Source organism: Dokdonella sp. (genome assembly GCF_039926425.1).
In the GTDB taxonomy this organism is placed as follows: domain Bacteria; phylum Pseudomonadota; class Gammaproteobacteria; order Xanthomonadales; family Rhodanobacteraceae; genus Dokdonella_A.
In genome coordinates, this window is the sequence record NZ_JBDSWZ010000280.1 from 1 (window position 1) to 21,178 (window position 21,178).

The window sequence follows — 21,178 nt, forward strand, 5'->3', positions numbered from 1 at the left end:
TCATCGGAATGATTGGCGTCGATGGCGGCACCGGCCACGTCATCGAATACCGCGGCAGCACGATCTCGGCGCTCACGATGGAAGAGCGCATGACGGTGTGCAACATGTCGATCGAGGCCGGCGCACGCGCAGGACTGATCGCACCGGACGACATCACCTTAGACTGGCTGCGCGGGCGCCCGCACGCACCGCAGGGTGCCGCCTGGGACGCAGCCGTCGCGCGCTGGCGTGAATTGCGCACCGATGACGGCGCGCGCTACGACCGCGAAGAGCACGTCGACGCACGAACCGTGAAACCCACGGTCACCTATGGCACACATCCAGGCATGGCAATCGCCATCGATGCGCCGGTGCCGCAACCGCGCAACGCGCAGGAACAACGCGGTGTCGAGTACATGCGCGGCCGCCCGGGCCAGTCGATGCAGGGCACCGCAGTCGACGTGGTGTTTGTCGGCAGCTGCACCAACTCGCGCTTGTCCGATCTGCGCGAAGCGGCGCAGATCATGCGCGGCAAACGGATTGCCGCCAGCGTACGCATGCTGGTCGTCCCCGGTTCTGAGGCGGTGCGTCGCGACGCAGAGCGCGAAGGCCTGCATGAGGTGTTCATTGCGGCGGGTGCCGAGTGGCGCATTCCGGGCTGTTCGATGTGCATCGCGATGAATGGCGATCTGGCCCAACCGGGCGAACTGGTCGTGAGCACGTCGAACCGCAACTTCGAAGGACGCCAGGGCAAGGGCGCGCGCACCGTTCTGGCGAGTCCCGCAACCGCAGCGGCCTCGGCACTTGCTGGTGTGATTACCGATCCGCGTGACGATCTCGCGCAGGAGCAAGCCGCATGAGGCCCGTTACGCATCTGCATTCGCGCACGGCTGTTCTTGCCGACGAGAACATCGACACCGACCGCATCATTCCAGCGCGCTTTCTGACCACCACCGAACGCAGCGGCCTCGGCACATTGTGTTTCCACGACTGGCGCTACCTGGCCGATGGAAGCGACAACCCGGCGTTTCCGCTCAACAAGCCCGAGGCGCTCGGCAGCTCGATCCTCGTCGCCGGCCGCAACTTCGGCTGCGGGTCGTCGCGCGAGCACGCGCCGTGGGCGCTGCTCGACTACGGCATCGAAGCGGTGATCTGCAGCGAGATCGCCGACATCTTCCGCAACAATGCGTTGACCAACGGCTTGCTCGCGCTGGTGATCGACGAGGCCGAGCATCGCTGGCTGCTCGCGCATCCAGGCATCGAACTGGCGATCGACGTGCGCGAACAGACGATCGAATTGCCGGATGGCGGACGCATCCGTTTCACCCTCGAACCGTTCGCACGCCATTGCCTGCTGCACGGCGTCGATGCATTCGGCTATCTGCTGCAGCACGCCGGCGCAATCGCGCGCTACGAGGAGCAGGCCGCATGAAAGCGAGCATTGTCACCCTGCCCGGTGATGGCGTCGGGCCCGAGGTCACCTCCGCCGCTGTCGCGGTCTTGAGCGCGGTTGCCGATCACTACGACCACACCTTCTCGTTCGAGACGCAGCTGATCGGCGGCTGCGCGATCGATGCGACTGGCGAGCCGCTGCCTGCGGCAACGCTTGATGCCTGCAAGCGTGCCGACGCGGTCCTGCTGGGCGCGGTCGGCGGTCCGAAATGGTCCGACCCGAATGCCGCGGTGCGACCCGAGCAGGGCTTGCTCGGCTTGCGCGCCGCATTGGGCGTCTACGCGAATCTTCGACCGCTCGAGGTGCATCCCGCACTGGCCGACTTGTCGCCGCTGAAAAACGACCGTTTGAAGGACGTCGACGTGCTGTTCGTGCGCGAACTGACCGGCGGCGCGTATTTCGGCGCAAAAACCCGCACCGCCGAGGTCGCAACCGACGAATGCCGTTACAGCGTCGTCGAGATCGAACGGGTTGTCCGACGCGCGTTCGATCTCGCTCGCGGACGGCGCAAATATCTGACGTCGGTCGACAAGGCGAACGTGCTTGAAACCTCGCGACTTTGGCGCAGCACGGTGCAACGTCTGTCGACCGAGTATCCGGACGTGCGGGTCGAACACCAACTGGTCGATTCGATGGCGATGCTGTTGCTGACGCAGCCCTCCCGTTACGACGTCGTGGTCACCGAGAACCTCTTCGGCGACATCCTCACCGATGAAGCGGCCGCACTGGTCGGCTCGCTCGGACTGTTGCCGTCGGCGTCGCTCGGTGACGGCAGGGTCGGCCTGTACGAACCGATCCACGGTTCGGCGCCCGACATCGCCGGGCAAGGCATCGCCAATCCGGTCGGCACGATCCTCAGCGCCGCGCTGCTGCTGCGCCACTCGCTCGACCTCGATGCCGAAGCGCGTTCGATCGAGAATGCAGTGGACTGGATCCTGCACAACGGCCCGCGCAGCCGCGACCTCGGTGGTCGAGCGGGAACGCAGGACGTCGTCAATGCGGTGCTTGCCGCGTTCGAGGATCAGACCGGTGCGACAGATTCGTTCCTGCGCTGGGGGCGGGCCAATGGGTGACCTCCGTGCTGATCGTGCATCCCATCTTCGACGTCATTCCCGCGAACGCGGGAATCGCTTTACAACAGCGAAGCTGGTCATCGCTCTGCCCGATCGCCCCGGCGAAGAGCGATTCCCGCCTTCGCGGGAATGACGTCACTCAAAGTTTTTTTGTTGAATTCTCCCCGGAAACCCCATGCGCAGTGACCAGATGAAAACCGGCCCCGATCGCGCGCCCGCCCGCGCCATGCTGCGTGCGACCGGCCTCGACGACGAGGCGATTGCGAAGCCGCTGATTGCCGTCGTGCATACGTGGTCCAACGTGAGCCCGTGCAACCTCAACCTGCGCGACCTCGCGCAAGCAGCGTCGGAAGGAATCCGCGCGGCCGGCGGCACGCCGATCGAGTTCAACACGATTGCGGTGACCGACGGCATCGCGATGGGCACGCCCGGCATGCGCTCGTCGCTGATCAGTCGCGAGGTGATCGCCGACTCGATCGAACTGGCCGTCGACGGCCACTGCCTCGACGCGATGGTCGTGCTGTGCGGTTGCGACAAGACGATTCCCGCAGCAGCGATGGCGTTGGCACGTTTGAACATCCCGGGCGTCGCGCTGTACGGCGGCACGATCGCGCACGGCATGCACGACAACCACCCGATCACGATCCAGCAGGTGTTCGAGGCCGTCGGCGCACATGGCGCCGGAACGATCAGCGACGCCGAACTGGCCGCGGTCGAACGCGACGCCTGCCCCGGTGCCGGCGCGTGCGGTGGTCAGTTCACCGCGAACACGATGGCGATGGTTCTGTCGACGCTTGGACTCTCCCCGCTCGGCTTCAACGACATTCCCGCGACCCATCCGGCGAAGATGGCAGCTGCGCATCGCTGCGGCGAACTCGTGATGGAATGCCTGGCGGTCGACCGGACACCGCGGAAGATGCTGACGCGCACCTCGTTCCGCAATGCCGCGCGCATGGTTGCGGCGACCGCGGGATCGACCAACGCGGTTCTGCATCTGCTCGCATTGGCCCGGGAAGCGGGCGTCGAATGGTCGCTGGAGGATTTCGAACCGGCATCGAAGGACACTCCGGTGATCGCGGACCTGTTGCCCGGCGGTCGCTACACCGCTGTCGAACTGTTCGGCGCCGGTGGCTGCGCGCGCGTCGCGCAGGAACTGATTGCCGCGGGCATGCTCGAGGACGCACCGACCGTCACCGGCCGCACGTTGTTCGAGGAAGCCGCTGCAGCACCGCGCGCCGACGGACAAGCCGTGGTGGTTCCTGTCGGCAGACCGCTCAAGCCGCGCGGCGGTTATTCGATTCTCTACGGCAACCTCGCGCCAGACGGTTGCATCCTCAAACTCGCCGGCAAGGACGGCGGTCACTTCGAAGGCACCGCGCGCGTGTTCGAAAGCGAGGAGGAGGCCTTCGCCGCGGTGCAGGGCGACCGCATCCGACCGGGTGACATCCTGGTGATCCGCAACGAAGGACCCGCTGGGGGCCCGGGCATGCGCGAGATGCTCGGCGTCACTGCGGCGCTGATCGGCCGCGGTCTTGGCGGCGATGTCGCGCTGATCACCGATGGCCGTTTCTCCGGTGCGACGCACGGATTCATGGTCGGCCACATCGCGCCGGAAGCCGCACGGGGCGGACCCATTGCACTGCTGCACGACGGCGACCGCATCGTCATCGATGGCGAACGTCGCGAACTGCGCACCGACGCCGACCTCGATGGTCGTCGTGCCACCTGGCAACCGCCGCCGCCAAAAGTGGTGCGCGGCGCGCTTGCCAAATATGCGTACCTCGTCGGCTCGGCATCCGACGGCGCGATCACCCAGCCGCGCCCTGCTCTTCCCGTCCCGAACCGCATTCCCACACCCATCGACACTGCAACCAACCCAGGAGTCATCGCATGAGCCAGTCCACCCCGAACGACACCCTCGCCAACGCACGCATCGCGGTGCTCGGCTACGGCAGCCAGGGCCGCGCGCATGCGCTGAACCTCAAGGAATCGGGACTCGACGTCATCGTCGGCCTGCGCAAGGGCGGGCCCACCTCATTGCGCGCGACAGCCGACGGCTTCACCGTCGTCGAGCCGGCCGAAGCGGTCAAGGGTGCCGACCTCGTCGCGGTGCTGACGCCCGACATGGTGCAGCCGGCCCTCTACACCGAGTCGATCGAACCGAACATCAAGCCGGGTGCCGCGCTGTTGTTCGCGCATGGTTTCAACGTGCACTTCGGCCAGATCACGCCGCGGGCCGACATCGATGTCGTGCTCGTAGCGCCCAAGGGCCCGGGTGCGCTGGTGCGCAGTGAATACGAACGCGGTCGCGGCGTGCCGTCCCTCTACGCGGTGCACCAGGACATCAGCGGCCACGCCGAAGCAAAGGCAAAGGCGTACGCGAACGGAATCGGGGGCGGTCGCGCGATGCTGATCGAAACCGATTTCAAGGAAGAAACCGAAACCGATCTGTTCGGCGAGCAGGCGGTGCTGTGTGGTGGAGCGAGCGAGCTGGTGCTGAAGGGTTTCGAGACGCTGGTCGAAGCGGGCTACAAGCCGGAGATCGCGTATTACGAGGTGATGCACGAGCTGAAACTGATCGTCGACCTGTTCTACGAAGGCGGCCTCACGCGCATGCTCGAGTTCATTTCCGAGACCGCGCAATACGGCGACTACGTCAGCGGTCCGCGCATCGTCGACGCCGCGACCAAGGAACGCATGAAAGCCGTGCTCACCGACATCCAGGATGGAACGTTTGCGCGCAACTGGATCGCCGAGCACAAGGCCGGCCTGCCGAACTACAAGCGGATGAAACAGGCGGATCTCGATCATCCGATCGAGAAAGTCGGCGCCGCGTTGCGCGCACGCATGCCGTGGCTGCAGGCAAATGCCGACGCGAAACCGGCTCCCGCTGCAACTCCCGCGCTGCGCAAGGCGGGCTGAATCGTCCTTCACCGGACCCGTTCGACTGACGAAGGAATGGCACACGTGAATGCCCAGGCACTGAATATCACACCGCAGACCGCGCGCCACCCGCGTGCAGACCAGCGCATGAGTGGGGCGGAAGCCGTCGTGCAGGTGCTCGCCGACGAGGCCGTCGACGTGATGTTCGGCTATTCGGGCGGCGCGATCCTGCCGCTGTACGACGCGATCTTCCGCCACAACGCGGAACACCGCGACGCCGATGGCAAGGAACCGATGCCACTGATCGTTCCGGCAAACGAGCAGGGCGCCGGATTCATGGCGGCGGGCTACGCCCGCGCGTCCGGCAAGGTCGGCGTTGCAATCGTGACGTCGGGACCCGGCGCGACCAACATGGTCACGCCGGTGCGCGACTCGATGGCCGATTCGATTCCGCTGGTGGTGATCTGCGGCCAGGTGCCTACGGCAGCAATCGGCAGCGACGCGTTCCAGGAAGCACCGGTCAGCAACATCATGGGCGCGTGCGCGAAGCACGTATTTCTCGTGACCGACGTCGAACGGCTGGAAACCACACTGCGCACCGCGTTCGAGATCGCGCGCACCGGTCGTCCTGGTCCCGTCGTCGTCGACATCCCGAAGGACGTGCAGAATGCCCTCCTCACCTTCACCGGTGAAGGCTGCCTGCCGATACCCGGTTACCGCCGACGTCTGAAGGCCGCCGACGACGCGGTGCCGAGCGACGCCGAATGCGCCGCATTCTTCGCAGCGCTCGGAAACGCGGATCGGCCGCTGGTCTACGCTGGCGGTGGCATCATCGCCGCGGGCGCTGCACCGGCGTTGCGGACGTTCGTCGACGAATTCGGTTTCGCGGTGACCACCACGCTGATGGGCATCGGTGCGTTCGACACCACGGCGCCGCTCGCGCTGCACATGCTCGGCATGCATGGCACCGCGTTCGCCAACTATGCGGTTGAGGACTGCGACTTCCTGCTCGCGCTCGGAGCGCGATTCGACGATCGCGTCGCCGCGGTACCGACGAAATTTGCGCCGAACGCGCGTTACATCGCGCACATCGACATCGACCCGGCCGAACTCGGCAAGGTCAAGGTGGTTGACTGGCAGCACGGCGGCCATATCGTGCGCACGCTGGAAACGCTGCGCGAGTACGCAACCCGGCACGGCATCCGTCCGCATGCGGAGAAGCGGTTCGACGCTTGGCACGCGCACATCGCCGACCTCAAGCGCGTGTACGCGCTGAATTACGACCGCGACAGCGCACTGATCCAGCCATACGCGGTGATCGAGGAGATCAACCGCCACACGCAGGGCCGCGCGATCATCAGCACCGGCGTCGGCCAGCACCAGATGTGGGCCGCGCAGTATTTCGATTTCCGCGAGCCGCGCCACTGGCTCACGTCCGGCTCGATGGGGACGATGGGCTTCGGCCTGCCCGCTGCGATCGGCGCGCAATTCGCGCGACCGGATGCGCTGGTGATCGACATCGACGGCGACGCCAGCATCCGCATGAATCTCGGCGAGATGGAAACCGTCACCACCTACAACCTGCCGGTGAAGGTCGTCGTGCTCAACAATGTCGGCGACGGCATGGTGCGTCAATGGCAGAAGCTGTATTTCGACGGCCGCTTCACCGCGTCGGACAAGAGCCTGCATCGCAAGGACTTCATCAAGGCGGCCGAAGCCGACGGTTTCGCGTGGGCCCGCCGACTCGATCGCAAGGAAGACATTGCACGGACGATCGCGGATTTCCTGAGCTTCGATGGCCCGGCGTTCCTCGAAGTGATGATCGATCCAGATGCCGGCGTGTATCCGATGATCGGCCCCGGGGCGACCTACGCGCAAATGATCACCGGCGATTTCATCAAGGCCCGGCAGGCACCTGCTGTGATCGCCGTGCCCTCCCCCGACATGTTCTGAGGCCCGCCATGCGCCATACGCTTTCGATCCTGCTGCAGAACGAATCCGGCGCGCTGGTACGCGTCTCGGGCATGTTCGCCGCGCGTCATTGCAACATCGATTCGCTCGTCGTCGCCGCGACCCAGGATCCAACCGTTTCGCAACTCACACTGGTGCTGCAGGGCACTGAAGCGATGCTCGAGCAGATCGTTCGTCAGACGCGAAAGCTGATCGACGTGATCGACGTGATCGTGCTGACCCCGGTTGCCGAATGGCCGACGAGTCGTCTCGCGCTTGCCGAGACCTGATGAGCGCGCTCGTCGCCCCCCACGCGGCATCGCGGCCGACGAACGAATTCGACGGACCCGTGCTGCGAATGGACGGCGCCGAACGCGTCTACGATGTCGCGCGCCGAAGCGCGCTCGACGATGCGCCACTGTTGACGGCGCGCGTTGGTCGGCGCGTGTTGCTCAAGCGCGAGGATCAGCAGTCCGTGTTCTCGTTCAAGCTGCGCGGCGCGTACAACCGGATGGCGCAACTTGATGTCGGGCAACGCGCACGCGGGGTTGTTACCGCGTCCGCAGGAAATCACGCACAAGGCGTCGCACTCGCGGCGGCGCGACTCGGCATCCACTCGATCATCGTGATGCCGGTCACCGCACCGCAGGTCAAGGTCGACGCGGTGCGTCGCTTTGGTGGCGACTTCGTCGATGTCGTGCTGACCGGCGATTCGTACAGTGACGCGCAAGCGCACGCCGCACAGCTGCAGGCCATCGATGGCCGCACCTTCGTGCATCCGTTCGACGACGCACACGTGATTGCCGGCCAGGCGACCGTCGGTGCGGAAATCCTCGACCAGCATCCGGGGCCGTTGCACGCGGTGTTCGTGCCGGTCGGCGGCGGCGGTCTTCTCGCCGGCGTCGCGTCACTGATCAAATCACGTCGGCCGGTCGTCAAGGTGATCGGCGTGCAGAGCGCCGATTCCGACGCAATGGCGCGATCCATCGAGACCGGCTCGCGCGTCGTTCTCGATGAAGTCGGTTTGTTCGCCGACGGAACCGCGGTCAAACAGGCTGGTGCACTGACGCTCGCCCTGTGCCGCCGCCACGTCGACGCAATGATCCGGGTGGACACCGATGCGATCTGCGCGGCGATCCGTGACATCTACCAGGAAACGCGCAGCGTCGCGGAACCCTCCGGCGCGCTCGCGCTCGCGGGCCTCAAGCAGTATGCATCGACCCATGCGGACATCGACGGCGCCCTGGTCGCGATCGTCTCGGGCGCGAACATGAACTTCGATCGGCTGCGCTTCGTCGCCGAACGCGCGGAAGTCGGCGAGCAGCGCGAAGCGGTGTTTGCCGTGACGATCCCGGAAGAGCGGGGCAGCTTCCGCCGCTTTTGCGCGACGCTCGATCAGCGCAGCATCACCGAATTCAACTACCGCATCGGTGCCACGGCGAACGCGCACCTCTTCGTCGGTGTGCAGACCGCCGGACGCGACGACCGGGACGTGCTGCTCGGTTCCTTCCGCGCGCAGGGGTTCGGCGTCCTCGATCTCACCGATGATGAACTGGCCAAGCTGCATCTGCGTCACATGATCGGCGGGCAGTCGCAGCACGCGCGCGACGAGCGCTTGTACCGCTTCGAATTTCCCGAACGCCCCGGCGCCCTGCGGCGCTTCCTCGACCGCATGCACCCGGACTGGAACATCAGCCTGTTCCACTACCGCAATCACGGTGCCGATCATGGCCGCATCCTCGTCGGCATCCAGGTGCCCGAACACGAGCAGGCGATCTTCGCGCAGTTCCTCGGGACGCTCGGCTATCCGTACCGCGACGAAAGCGATAATCGCGCGTACCGGTTGCTCCTTCGTTCGAGCTGACCGCGCCGGCGCGTTTCACCGTGCGCAATCGGTGCCTTGGTCCGCCAGTATTGGCCCGTTCCGGCGCGACGTCCGACAGCGTCGCGATCACCGAATGACCGAAGGCCCGTGGCGTCACGCAACCGTCCGAACGCACGCTGGGGAATCGTGCACGCCGAGCGTGCCTCAGTCGGGTCATCGCGTCGCATCACCGGCGATCACGATCGCCTGCCGCAGTACCGGATCGTCAGCCGGCTCGATCACCGGCGTGTCGATCGGCCGGTCCGGAATCACGCCCCGTGCAAGCGTGCTGCCGCCAAGTCGCACGATGTATGCCTTCGGGAACGTGACGACGATGCCCGAGCGCGACAACGTGAAGGTCTCCGACGCGCCGTAGGTCGTTGCAAGATCCGAGGTCTCCTCGCCGAGGATCGTTGCGAAGCCGTAGTCCTGCGCGAGTGCCGCGACGGTGACGGTATTGGAATACGAGTGGCGGTTGATCAGCAGGAACACCCTGCCCTCGAATCGCGGCGGCGGACGCGGGTCAGCCATCGGGATCTCGAATGGAAACGTCTCTCCGGTTGTGCGTGACGCGTAAGCAACGTCGTACTGACGGGAAACGGCATTCGCCGCCGACGGATCCGCATTGAGTCGCTTGCGATTGGCCGCGATCGCCGCATCGCTCGCCTTTACGCGGAACGACGATGCGAAACGGTACGGCGCAGTCGCGAACCAGCTCACCATGTGATCGCTGAAGGAATTGTCGCCGCCGGGGTTGTCGCGCACGTCGATCACCAGCGCCTTGGCGTGCGCATCGACAAACCGCGCGAACGCGGCGTCGATGAACGCGAAGAATGCAGTGGTGTCCCACATGTCCGCGTTGTCGAGCGGGTTGTAGAACGGCCCCGGGCGGAGGTAGGCAACATCGGCAGTTGCCATGCGCGCCTCTCGCGTGGTGCGGTCGAGGGAGAGGCTACCGGGTTGCCGGGCCAACGCGTCATTCGCTTCCGCGGTAGACACGCCCGGTACGACCACCCGTACGGATCGGCCATCCGTCCGGACGATCTCCAGCGTGTAACGCGCCCGCGCGCCGGCATCGAGCCACACCAGTGCCGGAAGCAGATCTTCGAGCTGCGTGTGCGCAAGATACGGGTTGTCGGCCGAGATCAGGCGTTCGAGTCGCGCGAGCCAGCGATCTACCGGCTCGCCATCGACCGCAGTCAGCCGATCTCCCGGCGAGACAGCGTCGACACCGCTCAGGTTCATGGTGACGAAAACCGCATCGGCGTGCACGCGCAACGACAGCGGGAACTTCAACCCGCCCGCATCCCGATAGGCCAAGTACGCGTCGAGTGGCAGATCGATGTGCGCGTGGGCGACGTTGCCGTAGGCGACGAACAACTGGAACCGGACCTGCAGGTCGCGCCGCGTCAACGGCCGGTCGAGCGCCGACCGCATCGACGCGAAGCGCGCGTCGTAGTCGGCTCTGGTGCGGCGCGCATAGAGATCGTAATGCGATGCGCGCAGGCGGTCGTAAAGCTCGTCCAATTCCGCCCGCGCATCCGCGACCGAGAGCGGAGCATCGACGCGCGCGTCGACACGGATGGGTACGGCCGAGCGATTGCAACCGACGAGAAGCAAGGCGGTCATGGCCCAGATGGCTGCCCCGCACGGGCTGGAAAACCTCATCGTTGACTCCGGACGTTCGATTCGACGCGGATATTGACGTCGAAACCGCATCGGAGGACAAGGACGAAATCCTCCTCTTTTCCTGACGTGAACCTGATGACGCCGATGGATCCCGAAATCGATTGCAAGGTGCTGGACATCGGCGCGTGGCGCGCGCTGCGTGCGTCGTGCGAACTGGTCGGCCCGACGGTCGAGCGGCTCGAACCGAAGCTGATGGACCTGCTCTTCTCCCTTGCGACGCGAAGCGGCCGCGTCGTCGGGCGCGAGGAGCTGCTGGCGACGCTGTGGCCCGGACTGATCGTCGGTGAGGACACACTGGCACGTGCCGTGTCGCGATTGCGCAAGGCGCTCGGAGACGATCCGAAGGCGCCGCGCTACATCGAGACCATCGTCAAGCGCGGATATCGCTGCATCGCCGACGTTCGGCTCGATCCATCGGCGCCATCGGCATGCCGTTCCTTGCAACCGATGACGCCGGCGTCGGCATCGCAACCTCCGCAGCGCGGCGGACGGTGGTCGCTGCGGTGTGCAGGGGTGACGGCCGGCGCGTTTGCGCTGGCGCTCGTCCTGATCGGACACGTGTGGCGGCCGTCGACGAACGATCTGGCCAGCGTGCAGCGGCAGGTGCTGATCGAGCGCGCCGACGACTTCTATATGCGCTATGCACGCGCCGACAACGAAGCGGCGATCCAGCTGTACGAGCAGGTGCTCGCGCGCGACGGGGCGGATGCCCACGCCAGCGCGGGCCTCGCCAATGCACTTGTCCAGCGCGTCGTTCGTTGGCCGCACCCGCCTGGTGAAGGGGTCGAGTACACGCGACTCGGCGACGCGCTGGCGGGTGGAGTGCTGGATGGCCCCACCGCCCGCGCGACGCTGGCGCGTGCGCACTTGCTGGCCGAGCGTGCCGTCGTCGCTGCACCCACAGACGCCGTCGCATACAAGGCACTCGGCTTCACCGACAGCGCGCAGCGCAATTTCGACGGCGCTCTTGCGGCCTACGCACGGGCCGTTTCCCTGGATGCGGATGCGTGGGGGCCGCTGATCAACAGGAGCGACGTGCTCGACATCAGCAGACATCCCGCCGAGGCACTCGACGCTCTGGAAGCGGCGCACGCGGCGATGACGCGCGTCTACGCGCGCGAGAAAATGCAGGTGCTGCCGTGGTATGCGGATCTCGGCGTGATGATCGGCGACCGCCACAGGTCCTTCGGACATCGGGAACGCGCCGAACGCTGGTACCGCGACGTGCTCGCATTCGCGCCGTTGCAACCGGCAGCCACCGAGCGCCTGGCATCCCTGATGCGCGAACCGGGCCATGGCATGGCAGCGCAACCGTCGTGCAGCGAGCGGCATTCGCACAGCCTGCACAGCACTGAATGCGGCTGACATCGGATCGTGATCGCTGACCAGCTGACGGACATCGCGCAGCGGTCTGCAGCCCGTGTCGCGAAGCATTCCGGTGGAGGTGAACGCATCGACGCATTGCCATACCCCCTCTATGGCACGCGCGCAAAGATCCTCGCGACGTCGTCCGGCGTGAGGATGCGCCATTCACCGTCCGGCACGTCGCCCAGTTCCAAGCCGCCGACCGACACGCGATGCAGCGCATTGACATGGTTGCCGACCGCGACAAACATCCGCCGGATCTGGTGGTAGCGCCCTTCGCTGATCGCGATGCGTGCGTGACGTGGACCCAGCACGTCAAGCGCTGCCGGTGCGAGCGGCGTCTGTTCCGATTCGAGCATGAGGGTGCCGCTCGCAAAGATTGCTCCCTCATCGCCTCGCAGGTCGTTCGCAAGCGTTGCTTCGTACACCTTCACGATCTTCGCGCGTGGCGCGATGATCCGGTGCAGCAGTGCGCCATCGTCGGTGAAGAGAAGAAGCCCGGAGGTCTCGCGATCGAGTCGGCCAACGGTCGACAGCGCCGGATCGCGCAAGCGCCAGCGCTGCGGCAAGAGATCGTAGACGATCCGGGCCGAATCCTTTGTCGAGCAGGTCACGTTGACTGGCTTGTGCATCATCAGCACCAGGCCCGCCGGCGGATCAAGCGGCTCGTCATCGACGCGGATGCGTTCGTGGTCGATCTTGTCGTCGGCGTACAGCACCTCGCCATCCATGTCGGTGATACGGCCTTCCCGGAACATCGCGGTGACGACCTTGCGGCTGCCGTAACCGAGGTTGGCAATCAGCTTGACGAGTTTCATCGGCGTGGCTCGCGGGCTTCGATCACTTTGAATCCATTGCGCACCTCGACGGTTCGAACGACCGCGAAGTGCGTCGAGAGAGTTGCTTCGTACGGGAGATGCCGATTCGCCACCATCCAGAACGTGCCCGTCGATTCGAGCGCTGTCGCTGCGGCGGAAATGAAGGCCTGGCCAAGCTCCGGCTGATCGACGCGCCCCTGGTGGAACGGAGGATTGCTGACGATCGCATCGTAGCGCTGCGGAAGTCCTGCGCTGACGTCGTGCCAGAGAGCATGCGTTGAAATGACACGCGTGGATTCCGCAATCGCGCGCGCGACGTTGAGGCGGGCCGGTTCGAGCGCGCGATGCTCGGCGTCGTACAGATCGATCGACCTCACTGCGGGGCAACGGCGGATGATCTCGGTCGAGAGATAGCCGTAACCGGCCCCGAGATCCGCAACGCGTCCGGCGAGCGACGGCGGCAACAGCGACGCGAGCATCGCCGACGCCGGATCGATGCGATCCCAGGCGAAAAGTCCTGGCCGGCTGACGAGGCGACCGTCGAGGATGGGCCGCGGCGCATCGAGCGCCGACCATTCGTCGGTTATCGCCTGGTCGATGCGTGCTTTGGAGACGGCCGTCCAGACGACGCGGCACTTGTGCTTGGAGAGATGCTGCAACGGCCCGACCAGGCGTTCGAGATCCGCGCTGACCGCACCGGCGCCTTCGTTGTTTGCTTGCGCGGCAATCACGATGCCGCCCTCGGCACTCCTGCGGACCGCGTCCGCCAGCAGCGCACGCGCTTCGTCGCGCTGGCGCGGCGGCAACACGAGCACCAGCGGAAAACACGGCTGCTCGTGCAGCGCATCGGCAGTTGCATCCCCACCGTCAATCACGGCCCCTGCGCGCGCAAGCGAGTCCGCAAATGGCTTGAAGGTCTGTTCGCACAGAAACCGTTCGCGCGGCCATGCGTACAGCCACTCGCCAAGGCGCGCGCGAAGGAACAGCGTGCGTTTCAGCGGAAGTCGGACCGCACCGTTGGCGAGTGGCACGAACAGCGCGTCGAGCGCGGGGTCGGCGCTCATGTGGAACCTGCCATGCGTCAGTGGTCGCCTTTTCGATTCAACAGCGACTTCAGGTCGGCGAATGGATTACCCGTGGCAGGCGCCGGCTTCGCGTCGTCATAGCCTGCGCCACGTACGTGATCGATATGGCGCGAGTGCTCGTTGTCGTGGCAATACACGCACAGCAATTCCCAGTTGCTGCCATCGGCCGGATTGAAATCGTGGTCGTGGTTGCGATGATGCACCGTGAGTTCGGGCAGGTTGGCACGCGTGAACTCGCGCGCGCAGCGTCCGCAGATCCACGGATACATCTTCAACGCGCGTTCGCGGTAGCCGAGTTCGCGCTGCTCGCTGGCGCGTCGCGCTTCGGCGACGATGCGGTCGAGCTTGGCATTGTCGAGCGGTGGCTTTCCGATACTCATCGCGCAATCCGTTTCGTGTCCGTCGGGCGTACTTTAACGTCTCGGCCCGCGATGATCGATCACGCCACCGGGCACCCGGCATTCAACGGGACGATCCGGAATCGGACAACACGTCGGGACAGCCCGGCTTGGACCTTCCGACGAGCGCAGAACAGCCGGTCGAACCGCCCGCAAACGCCGTCGCGATCCCGACGACTGCGAATCTGGCCCCTCGCCTGGTCGTTTGTCGTGGACATCATGCAAGGAGTGGCTGAATTCCGATCGGCCACGCCGCTCAGGCAACCGACGTTTGTCCGCCCCTCGTCACCGTCGAAATCCCATCCGCCCGAAGGAATTTTTCATGCGTACCCGAGACGTCCTCATCCTCGCTGCCACCGCACTGGGCTGCACAACGCTGCACGCGCAGAGCTCGGTCGTGAACGGAGACTTTTCCACCGACCTGTCCAGCTGGTTCGCGGCCTCCGATACCGAGAGCGAAATCACCGTCGACTGGAGCCCGCTCGATTCCAACGGCGACGTCGACTCCGGATCGGCATTGATCGGAAACCACTCGACCGGGCCACAAAATGGCGTGGCCCTGCAGCAATGCCTGCCGGCGATTGCCGGTGAAACGTATATCTATGGCGGCAAGATCAGGGTGCCATCCGGAGCCGGACAGTCACTCGACAACAAGGCATTCGTGAGCGTCTTCTGGTTCAGCGACGCGAACTGTTCGATCAATATCGGTGGACCGGTGAGCATCGGCGGCTCCCCGGCGAGTTTCGACATCTGGGTGACGAAGGGGCCGAGCGACATCGTGGCGCGTGACGGAAGTCACAGCGTGCTCGTGCGCGCGCTCGTGACCAAGGTCGATGCAGGCGGTGACTTCTTCGCAGCGTTCGACGATCTGTATCTGATCCCACCGGACCCGGTGTTTGCGAACGGATTCGAGTGAGCCTCGCGCCATCTGCACGGTCCGTGCCCGAAGGACCACAGCGACTCAGGCAGCAGCGCGCTTTCGCTCGCTCGGCTCGCCCGAGTTGGAGCTGCGTGAGCGCAGCCACGCTGCGTATTCGTCAAGGTCGCCCTTGAACTCCTCGACCTTGCCGTCGGCAACACGCCAGAAAGTTTCGCAGACCAGACCCGTGAGATGGCGATCATGCGAGACGAGCACGATCGCGCCACCGAAGTCGCTGAGTGCTTCGGCGAGCGCTTCACGCATTTCAAGGTCGAGATGGTTGGTCGGTTCGTCGAGCAGCAGCACGTTGGGCTTGCGCCACGCAATCAGCGATAGCGCAAGACGCGCACGTTCGCCACCGGAGAAGCCGTCGATCACTTCGAAGGCACGATCGCCGGGGAAATTCCAGCGGCCGAGGAAGTCGCGGAATTCCTGCACAGACACGTTCGGCGCAATGTCGCGCAGATGGTCGATCGGGGTCTGCCCCTCGTGCAACGATTCGACCGTGTGCTGCGCAAAATAGCCGAGAACCAGATCCGGATGCGCGGTGCGTTCGCCGTCGAGAAGGCCGAGTTCACCGACCAGCGTTTTGACCAGCGTCGACTTGCCGGCACCGTTGGGACCGAGCAGTCCAATGCGATCGCCCGCTTCGAGACCGAACTTGACGTTGCGCAGGATTTTCACCGGCGTGCCGTCGGCGGACGCGTATCCGGCATCGACGTGGTTGAGTCGCAGCAGCGAATGCGGAATCTTCGCCGGCTCGGCGAAGTTGATACGGATCTGCCGTTCGGCACGCACCGCCTCCGTACCGGCGAGCTTGGCCAATCGCTTCACTCGCGACTGCGCCTGCTTGGCTTTCGCAGCACTGGCCTTGAAGCGGTCGATGAAGGACTGCAGGTGCGCGCGCTCGGCCTGTTCCTTCTCGAACGTGATCTGCTGCAACCGCAGGTGTTCCGAACGCTGGCGTTCAAAACTGGTGTAGTCGCCGACGTAAAGCTTGGCGCGTGCGTCGTTCAGATGAAGGGTGTGGGTGCACAGGCCGTCGAGGAATTCGCGGTCGTGCGAGATCATCAACAACATGCCCGGATATTTCAGCAACCACTGCTCGAGCCACAGCACCGCATCGAGATCGAGATGGTTGGTCGGCTCGTCAAGCAGCAGCAGATCGGACGGCTGCATCAACGCGCGCGCCAGATTCAAGCGGACACGCCAGCCACCGGAAAAGTCCGACACGGGCATCTGGTGCGTGTCGGCAGTGAAGCCGAGGCCGTGCAACAGGCGGCCGGCACGCGCGGTCGCATCGTACCCATTGATGTCGGCGAGCTTCTGGTGCGCGGCAGCGACCGTGTCCCAGTCTTCCGCCGCCATCGCCGCCGCCTCGGCCATCAGGATGCCGTGCACTTCGGTGTCGCCGGACACGACGAAGTCGATTGCTGCATCCGGCAGCGACGGCGTTTCCTGCGCGACACTCGCGAGGCGAAGCCGGTTTGGCAGGTCGATGTCGCCCTTGTCCGGTTCGACCTCGCCCATCACCGCGGCAAACAGGCTGGTCTTGCCGCAGCCGTTGCGGCCGATCACGCCCACACGAGATCCGGCATGGAGCGACAGATCCACGTCGGACAGCAGCAAGCGTTCGCCGCGCCGGAGCGCGAAGTTTCGGAAGGCGATCATGGGGTTGCCGGGATTTCGAAGGCCGGCATTGTAGCTGATGGCGCGTCTTGATGCCGTGGTGCAGCATGGGCAGTCGCGGCGGCTCTTCGCGACAACTGTGGGAGCGGCTTCACCCGCTCCCACACCATCGCACTGCGCCTTAACGGACGGTCGACGCGTCGTCCAATCCCATGCGCCGCGCCAGCCACGCATCCAGGCTGGCCTTGCCCGGGCCGGCCATCAGCAACCAGAAGAAAATCAGGATGTAAACGAATTCATCGAGCTCGATGAGCTCGTCGAAGCTGCCGACGTTCTTGATCACGACAAGTGCGATCGCGACGATCATGTTGACGATCATCGGCACCGCGGTCAGGCGGGTGAAGAGCCCGACCATGATCAGAATGCCGCCGACGAACTCGACCCACGCGGACATCGATGCACTGAATGCCGGAAACGGAATACCCCAGCCGACGAAGCGCTCCGTGAATCCGTCGAGATTGTGCAGTTTGGCCCAGCCCGTTTCGGCCCAGAAATAGCCGAAGAACAGCCGCATGACGAGTGGTCCGAGCCAGTCGATCCTGCGCAGCCCATTCAATATCGCGTTGCACCAATCCCTGATCGTCGAGCCCATTGGGAATCTCCGTGATGATGGAAAACAAAATGCTGCAGTGCGGCTTGAGGCACGCAGGCCATCCAATGCAGTGAAGCGCACGTACTTTGTGGCGAACTTGGAATACGCTGCGCTGTCCCACGAAAAGACCCAGCGTGTCCTGAAGTTCTTTCAATGAAACGGGTGGCGGTTGAAATGCGTCCCGTGAAAGAATTTCCCCGGGCATCCGTTCTTTTCATTCGCCGACCGTCCTTGCGCCGCGGTCGTGTCGATCAACACCGGCGCTCGCTGTTTCCTTCAATGACGCAAAACGGAGTACGACCATGGAATTGAACGTTTCGAAGCTTACGGGTCTCGCCCTCGCCACCGCCGTTGCCGGCCTCTTCACGATGGTCTCCGTCAGCACCGCATTCGCGGCCGACGAAGCCCACATGAAGTGTGACAAGTCGTCTTCTTGCAAGGGCCAAGGCGCCTGCAAGCAGTCGAGCAACTCCTGCAAGGGCCAGAACGCGTGCAAGGGCCAGGGTTTCACCATGCAGAAAGACGAAGCGGCCTGCAAGGACGCCCAGTCGAAGGCCAAGTAAGACCGAATCCGGCCCCGCAGCCCTCGCCCACCAGTACGCCTGGGCTGCGGTTCCCGGCAAGCAATGATGACGACATCTTTTTCCGATCCACGCTATCCGGCACTGGGCTTCGGCCTTGGACTGCGTGTGGATCACTACGAAGAACTGCTCGCCGATGCCGATGGCGCGCATCGTCCGCGCGTCGACTGGCTCGAAGTTCTTTCCGAGAATTACATGATCCCGGGCGGTCGCCCGCTGCAGTATCTGGCGCGATTCCGCGACCGCTATCCACTGGTGATGCATGGCGTCTCGATGTCGATCGGCAGCACCGATCCACTCGATGTGGATTACCTTCGACAACTGAAGAAGCTGGCGTCCAGCGTGCAACCTGCGTGGATTTCCGATCACCTGTGCTGGACCGGCGTCGACGGCACCAACCTGCATGACCTGATGCCGTTGCCGTACACCGAGGAAGCGCTCTCGCATGTGTGCGCGCGTGTGCGCCAGGTGCAGGACACGCTTGGCCGCCGAATCCTGCTCGAGAATGTATCGAGCTATGTGGCATTCCACGAATCGCAGATGACCGAGTGGGAGTTCCTCGCAGAACTTGCGAAGCGTGCGGACTGCCTGCTTCTCCTCGACATCAACAATATTTTCGTGAGTGGCAGCAACCATGATTTCGATCCCCGCGCGTTTCTCGCCGGCATCCCGGTCGAACGCGTGCAGCAATTCCATCTCGCCGGCCATTCGTACGAAGGTGGACTGATCATCGACACGCACGATGCGAGCATCGTCGACCCGGTGTGGCAGCTGTATGCCGATGCGGTGCGCCGGTTTGGCGCGGTGTCGACGATGATCGAGCGCGACGATCACGTGCCGCCGCTCGACACATTGCTGACCGAGCTCGACCATGCCCGCTCGCTCGCCGCGCCGATCCTCAAGGCCGCCGCGTGAATTCGCTCGCCGCGCTGCAGCGGCAGATGCGCGATTTCATGCTGGATCCGCAGCAACCGACAGGCATCGAACGCGCGGTGATCGGCTCGCCGGCGGCGGGCGTCGACGAACGGCTGCACGTGTATGCACATGCGTATCCGGCGCGGCTGAAGGAAGTCCTGCGCAACGATTTCCCTGGCTTGCTCGCACTCGCAGGCGACGATGCGTTCGACGAACTTGCCGGCGACTACATCGCGAAACATCCGTCCCGCTACACCAACGTGCGCTGGTATGGCGACTCGCTTGGCAGTTTCCTCGCCGAAGATGCGCGCTGGTCGTCGATTTGCTCGTTCGCGTCCATGGCCGAGTTCGAATGGAGTCTCGGGCTTGCGTTCGACGCTCCGGACACGAAGCCGATCGACGTTGCAGCAATTGCCGCGACCGCCCCGCAGGACTGGCCACTGCTGCGCCTGACCCTCGGCAGCTCCGTACGGCGATTCTCGACTCCATGGAATGTCGCAGCGATGCGCCGCGCACTCGATCGCGGCGACCCGTTGCCCGACGCGCAACGGTTCAGTCGTCCTCCGCCATGGATCATCTGGCGCAAGGGTGTTGCGGTGTTGCACCGCCAACTCGATGAAGACGAGTCCGCGGCTCTCGCGGTGGCCGAATCCAGCGGTCCGTTTGCCGCGATCTGCGAGAGTCTGTGCGCGTGGCATCCGGTCGACGCGGTTGCGATGCGCGCAGGGTCGCTCCTCAAGCGCTGGGTCGAAGACGAGTGGATCGTCGGGACGTCGACCGAAGCGGTCTGATCGGTCGCGGGAGGGACTACGCGATGCGTCGCCTCGACTCCTCGCCGGATCCGCGCATCGCCTCTGCCGCGATTTCAAACGAACGAAGTCGCGCCTCGTGGTCGAAGATATTCGCAGTGAGCAACAATTCGTCCGGTTTGAACCGGTCGACGAACGCCGCGATTCCCTTCCTTACCGAGTCCGGATCGCCCACGACCGCACATGCAAGCGCGTTCTCGACACCGAGCTTCTCGGTCGGCGACCAGTAGCTCTCGATGTCGTCGATCGGCGGCGGAACCAGGCCGAGCTTGCCGCGGCGCAAGTTGACGAAACTCTGCTGCAGGGTGGTGAAAAGACGTCGGGCTTCCGCGGTTGTGGACGCGGCGACGACGTTCAACGCAAGCATTGCGTGCGGTTTCGCGAGACGCGCGGACGGACGAAACTCGCGACGATAGACGTCCAGTGCCTGACTCAGTGCATCCGGTGCGAAGTGTGACGCGAATGCGAACGGCAGGCCGCGCATCGCGGCGAGCCGTGCACTGAACAGACTCGATCCGAGCAGCCACACGGGCACATCGAGTCCGGCACCGGGAACGGCACGAACCGCCTGTCCGGGTTGCGCCGGTTCAAAATATCCGAGCAGCTCGATGACATCGTTCGGGAACGCCTCGGCACTGTCGAAATAGCGTCGCAGCGCTTTCGCGGTCGCCTGATCGGTTCCCGGCGCACGACCGAGACCGAGATCGATCCGCCCCGGATACAGCGACGCGAGCGTGCCGAACTGCTCGGCGACCTGCAGCGGCGCGTGATTGGGCAACATCACGCCGCCCGATCCAACACGCATGGTCGACGTGCCGCCGGCGATATAGCCGATCAACACCGACGTGGCTGCGCTGGCGATGCCCGGCATGTTGTGGTGCTCCGCCAACCAGTAACGCTGATAGCCCAGACGCTCCGCGTGACGCGCGAGGTCGAGCGAATTGCGGAACGACTGCGCGGCATCGCTGCCGGCACAGACCGGTGCGAGATCGAGGACGGAATACGGAATCATGGACGGCCATCGCTGCAGGAGACATCGCACAACATGGGGGTCGCGGATCGGAACGAAAGTGCCGGCGTTTTCAAGGCCGGCCCAACGCGCGACGTCCGGTCGGC

At 64.8% G+C, this 21,178-nt stretch carries 20 protein-coding genes; 13 read left to right on the top strand and 7 right to left on the bottom strand.

Annotated features, from left to right (window positions below; genetic code table 11):
• The 8 genes from ABIV12_RS15960 to ilvA form a co-directional block, all read left to right on the top strand.
• The coding region (locus ABIV12_RS15960) for an aconitase family protein (protein ID WP_348061137.1) at nucleotides 1–839 on the top strand (839 nt) is incomplete at its 5' end.
• Nucleotides 836–1,411: a 3-isopropylmalate dehydratase small subunit gene (gene leuD, locus ABIV12_RS15965; protein ID WP_348061139.1), complete on the top strand. Its 576-nt coding sequence runs from the start codon at nucleotides 836–838 to the stop codon at nucleotides 1,409–1,411. The genes ABIV12_RS15960 and leuD, both read left to right, overlap by 4 nt.
• Complete coding sequence (gene leuB, locus ABIV12_RS15970) at nucleotides 1,408–2,505, top strand: 3-isopropylmalate dehydrogenase (protein WP_348061141.1); 1,098 nt, start codon at nucleotides 1,408–1,410, stop codon at nucleotides 2,503–2,505. Before leuD ends, leuB begins: the two co-directional genes overlap by 4 nt.
• Nucleotides 2,506–2,680: 175 nt before the next feature.
• The gene (ilvD, locus tag ABIV12_RS15975) at nucleotides 2,681–4,399 is read left to right on the top strand and encodes a dihydroxy-acid dehydratase (RefSeq protein ID WP_348061143.1); all 1,719 of its coding nucleotides are present in this window, start codon (nucleotides 2,681–2,683) and stop codon (nucleotides 4,397–4,399) included.
• On the top strand, nucleotides 4,396–5,427 hold the full coding sequence (gene ilvC / locus ABIV12_RS15980) for a ketol-acid reductoisomerase (protein WP_348061145.1): 1,032 nt from the start codon (nucleotides 4,396–4,398) through the stop codon (nucleotides 5,425–5,427). Before ilvD ends, ilvC begins: the two co-directional genes overlap by 4 nt.
• Nucleotides 5,428–5,472: 45 nt before the next feature.
• Nucleotides 5,473–7,341: a biosynthetic-type acetolactate synthase large subunit gene (gene ilvB, locus ABIV12_RS15985; protein ID WP_348061147.1), complete on the top strand. Its 1,869-nt coding sequence runs from the start codon at nucleotides 5,473–5,475 to the stop codon at nucleotides 7,339–7,341.
• Between the two features lie 8 nt (nucleotides 7,342–7,349).
• Nucleotides 7,350–7,628: an acetolactate synthase small subunit gene (gene ilvN, locus ABIV12_RS15990; RefSeq protein WP_348061149.1), complete on the top strand. Its 279-nt coding sequence runs from the start codon at nucleotides 7,350–7,352 to the stop codon at nucleotides 7,626–7,628.
• Nucleotides 7,629–7,696: 68 nt separating this feature from the next.
• Nucleotides 7,697–9,202: a threonine ammonia-lyase, biosynthetic gene (gene ilvA, locus ABIV12_RS15995; protein ID WP_348061209.1), complete on the top strand. Its 1,506-nt coding sequence runs from the start codon at nucleotides 7,697–7,699 to the stop codon at nucleotides 9,200–9,202.
• Between the two features lie 174 nt (nucleotides 9,203–9,376).
• Here ilvA and ABIV12_RS16000 read toward each other — a convergent pair whose 3' ends face one another.
• Nucleotides 9,377–10,870, bottom strand: a complete 1,494-nt coding sequence (locus tag ABIV12_RS16000) for a S41 family peptidase (RefSeq protein WP_348061151.1) — start codon at nucleotides 10,868–10,870, stop codon at nucleotides 9,377–9,379.
• 105 nt (nucleotides 10,871–10,975) lie between these two features.
• On the opposite strand from ABIV12_RS16000, the gene ABIV12_RS16005 reads away from it, so the two are divergent.
• Nucleotides 10,976–12,256 (top strand): winged helix-turn-helix domain-containing protein, encoded by a 1,281-nt coding sequence (locus tag ABIV12_RS16005; protein WP_348061153.1) that lies wholly within the window; start codon nucleotides 10,976–10,978, stop codon nucleotides 12,254–12,256.
• A gap of 110 nt (nucleotides 12,257–12,366) precedes the next feature.
• Here ABIV12_RS16005 and ABIV12_RS16010 read toward each other — a convergent pair whose 3' ends face one another.
• From ABIV12_RS16010 to ABIV12_RS16020, 3 genes are read right to left on the bottom strand one after another with little or no spacing between them, the layout of a single operon-like run.
• Nucleotides 12,367–13,074, bottom strand: a complete 708-nt coding sequence (locus tag ABIV12_RS16010; RefSeq protein WP_348061155.1) for a 16S rRNA pseudouridine(516) synthase — start codon at nucleotides 13,072–13,074, stop codon at nucleotides 12,367–12,369.
• On the bottom strand, nucleotides 13,071–14,138 hold the full coding sequence (locus tag ABIV12_RS16015; RefSeq protein ID WP_348061157.1) for a methyltransferase: 1,068 nt from the start codon (nucleotides 14,136–14,138) through the stop codon (nucleotides 13,071–13,073). Before ABIV12_RS16015 ends, ABIV12_RS16010 begins: the two co-directional genes overlap by 4 nt.
• A gap of 17 nt (nucleotides 14,139–14,155) precedes the next feature.
• Nucleotides 14,156–14,539 (bottom strand): YajD family HNH nuclease, encoded by a 384-nt coding sequence (locus tag ABIV12_RS16020; RefSeq protein ID WP_348061159.1) that lies wholly within the window; start codon nucleotides 14,537–14,539, stop codon nucleotides 14,156–14,158.
• A 340-nt stretch (nucleotides 14,540–14,879) separates the two neighbouring features.
• On the opposite strand from ABIV12_RS16020, the gene ABIV12_RS16025 reads away from it, so the two are divergent.
• The gene (locus ABIV12_RS16025; protein ID WP_348061161.1) at nucleotides 14,880–15,473 is read left to right on the top strand and encodes a hypothetical protein; all 594 of its coding nucleotides are present in this window, start codon (nucleotides 14,880–14,882) and stop codon (nucleotides 15,471–15,473) included.
• Nucleotides 15,474–15,518: 45 nt separating this feature from the next.
• On the opposite strand, the gene ABIV12_RS16030 is transcribed toward ABIV12_RS16025, so the two are convergent.
• Nucleotides 15,519–17,147, bottom strand: coding sequence for an ABC-F family ATP-binding cassette domain-containing protein (locus ABIV12_RS16030; protein WP_348061163.1), 1,629 nt, complete (start codon nucleotides 17,145–17,147; stop codon nucleotides 15,519–15,521).
• 139 nt (nucleotides 17,148–17,286) lie between these two features.
• On the bottom strand, nucleotides 17,287–17,757 hold the full coding sequence (locus tag ABIV12_RS16035) for a DoxX family protein (protein WP_348061165.1): 471 nt from the start codon (nucleotides 17,755–17,757) through the stop codon (nucleotides 17,287–17,289).
• Nucleotides 17,758–18,059: 302 nt separating this feature from the next.
• Here ABIV12_RS16035 and ABIV12_RS16040 point away from each other — a divergent pair, with 302 nt between their 5' ends.
• The 3 genes from ABIV12_RS16040 (at nucleotide 18,060) to ABIV12_RS16050 (ending at nucleotide 20,044) form a co-directional block, all read left to right on the top strand.
• The gene (locus tag ABIV12_RS16040) at nucleotides 18,060–18,320 is read left to right on the top strand and encodes a hypothetical protein (protein ID WP_348061167.1); all 261 of its coding nucleotides are present in this window, start codon (nucleotides 18,060–18,062) and stop codon (nucleotides 18,318–18,320) included.
• Nucleotides 18,321–18,386: 66 nt separating this feature from the next.
• A complete protein-coding gene (locus tag ABIV12_RS16045; protein WP_348061169.1) occupies nucleotides 18,387–19,253 on the top strand; it encodes a DUF692 domain-containing protein in 867 nt (288 codons plus the stop codon).
• Nucleotides 19,250–20,044 carry a DNA-binding domain-containing protein gene (locus ABIV12_RS16050; RefSeq protein WP_348061170.1) on the top strand — a complete coding sequence of 265 codons (795 nt, stop codon included), beginning with the start codon at nucleotides 19,250–19,252 and terminating at the stop codon, nucleotides 20,042–20,044. Before ABIV12_RS16045 ends, ABIV12_RS16050 begins: the two co-directional genes overlap by 4 nt.
• A gap of 16 nt (nucleotides 20,045–20,060) precedes the next feature.
• Here ABIV12_RS16050 and ABIV12_RS16055 read toward each other — a convergent pair whose 3' ends face one another.
• Nucleotides 20,061–21,074 carry an LLM class flavin-dependent oxidoreductase gene (locus tag ABIV12_RS16055; RefSeq protein WP_348061172.1) on the bottom strand — a complete coding sequence of 338 codons (1,014 nt, stop codon included), beginning with the start codon at nucleotides 21,072–21,074 and terminating at the stop codon, nucleotides 20,061–20,063.
• Nucleotides 21,075–21,178: the final 104 nt, after the last annotated feature.

Bases quoted from the DNA above. Each gene is read 5' to 3' on its own strand.
- leuD (WP_348061139.1), top strand. From the start codon at position 836: ATGAGGCCCGTTACGCATCTGCATTCGCGCACGGCTGTTCTTGCCGAC.
- leuB (WP_348061141.1), top strand. From the start codon at position 1,408: ATGAAAGCGAGCATTGTCACCCTGCCCGGTGATGGCGTCGGGCCCGAG.
- ilvD (WP_348061143.1), top strand. From the start codon at position 2,681: ATGCGCAGTGACCAGATGAAAACCGGCCCCGATCGCGCGCCCGCCCGC.
- ilvC (WP_348061145.1), top strand. From the start codon at position 4,396: ATGAGCCAGTCCACCCCGAACGACACCCTCGCCAACGCACGCATCGCG.
- ilvN (WP_348061149.1), top strand. From the start codon at position 7,350: ATGCGCCATACGCTTTCGATCCTGCTGCAGAACGAATCCGGCGCGCTG.
- ilvA (WP_348061209.1), top strand. From the start codon at position 7,697: ATGGACGGCGCCGAACGCGTCTACGATGTCGCGCGCCGAAGCGCGCTC.
- ABIV12_RS16000 (WP_348061151.1), bottom strand. From the start codon at position 10,870: ATGAGGTTTTCCAGCCCGTGCGGGGCAGCCATCTGGGCCATGACCGCC.
- ABIV12_RS16005 (WP_348061153.1), top strand. From the start codon at position 10,976: ATGGATCCCGAAATCGATTGCAAGGTGCTGGACATCGGCGCGTGGCGC.
- ABIV12_RS16010 (WP_348061155.1), bottom strand. From the start codon at position 13,074: ATGAAACTCGTCAAGCTGATTGCCAACCTCGGTTACGGCAGCCGCAAG.
- ABIV12_RS16015 (WP_348061157.1), bottom strand. From the start codon at position 14,138: ATGAGCGCCGACCCCGCGCTCGACGCGCTGTTCGTGCCACTCGCCAAC.
- ABIV12_RS16020 (WP_348061159.1), bottom strand. From the start codon at position 14,539: ATGAGTATCGGAAAGCCACCGCTCGACAATGCCAAGCTCGACCGCATC.
- ABIV12_RS16025 (WP_348061161.1), top strand. From the start codon at position 14,880: ATGCGTACCCGAGACGTCCTCATCCTCGCTGCCACCGCACTGGGCTGC.
- ABIV12_RS16030 (WP_348061163.1), bottom strand. From the start codon at position 17,147: ATGATCGCCTTCCGAAACTTCGCGCTCCGGCGCGGCGAACGCTTGCTG.
- ABIV12_RS16035 (WP_348061165.1), bottom strand. From the start codon at position 17,757: ATGGGCTCGACGATCAGGGATTGGTGCAACGCGATATTGAATGGGCTG.
- ABIV12_RS16040 (WP_348061167.1), top strand. From the start codon at position 18,060: ATGGAATTGAACGTTTCGAAGCTTACGGGTCTCGCCCTCGCCACCGCC.
- ABIV12_RS16045 (WP_348061169.1), top strand. From the start codon at position 18,387: ATGACGACATCTTTTTCCGATCCACGCTATCCGGCACTGGGCTTCGGC.
- ABIV12_RS16055 (WP_348061172.1), bottom strand. From the start codon at position 21,074: ATGATTCCGTATTCCGTCCTCGATCTCGCACCGGTCTGTGCCGGCAGC.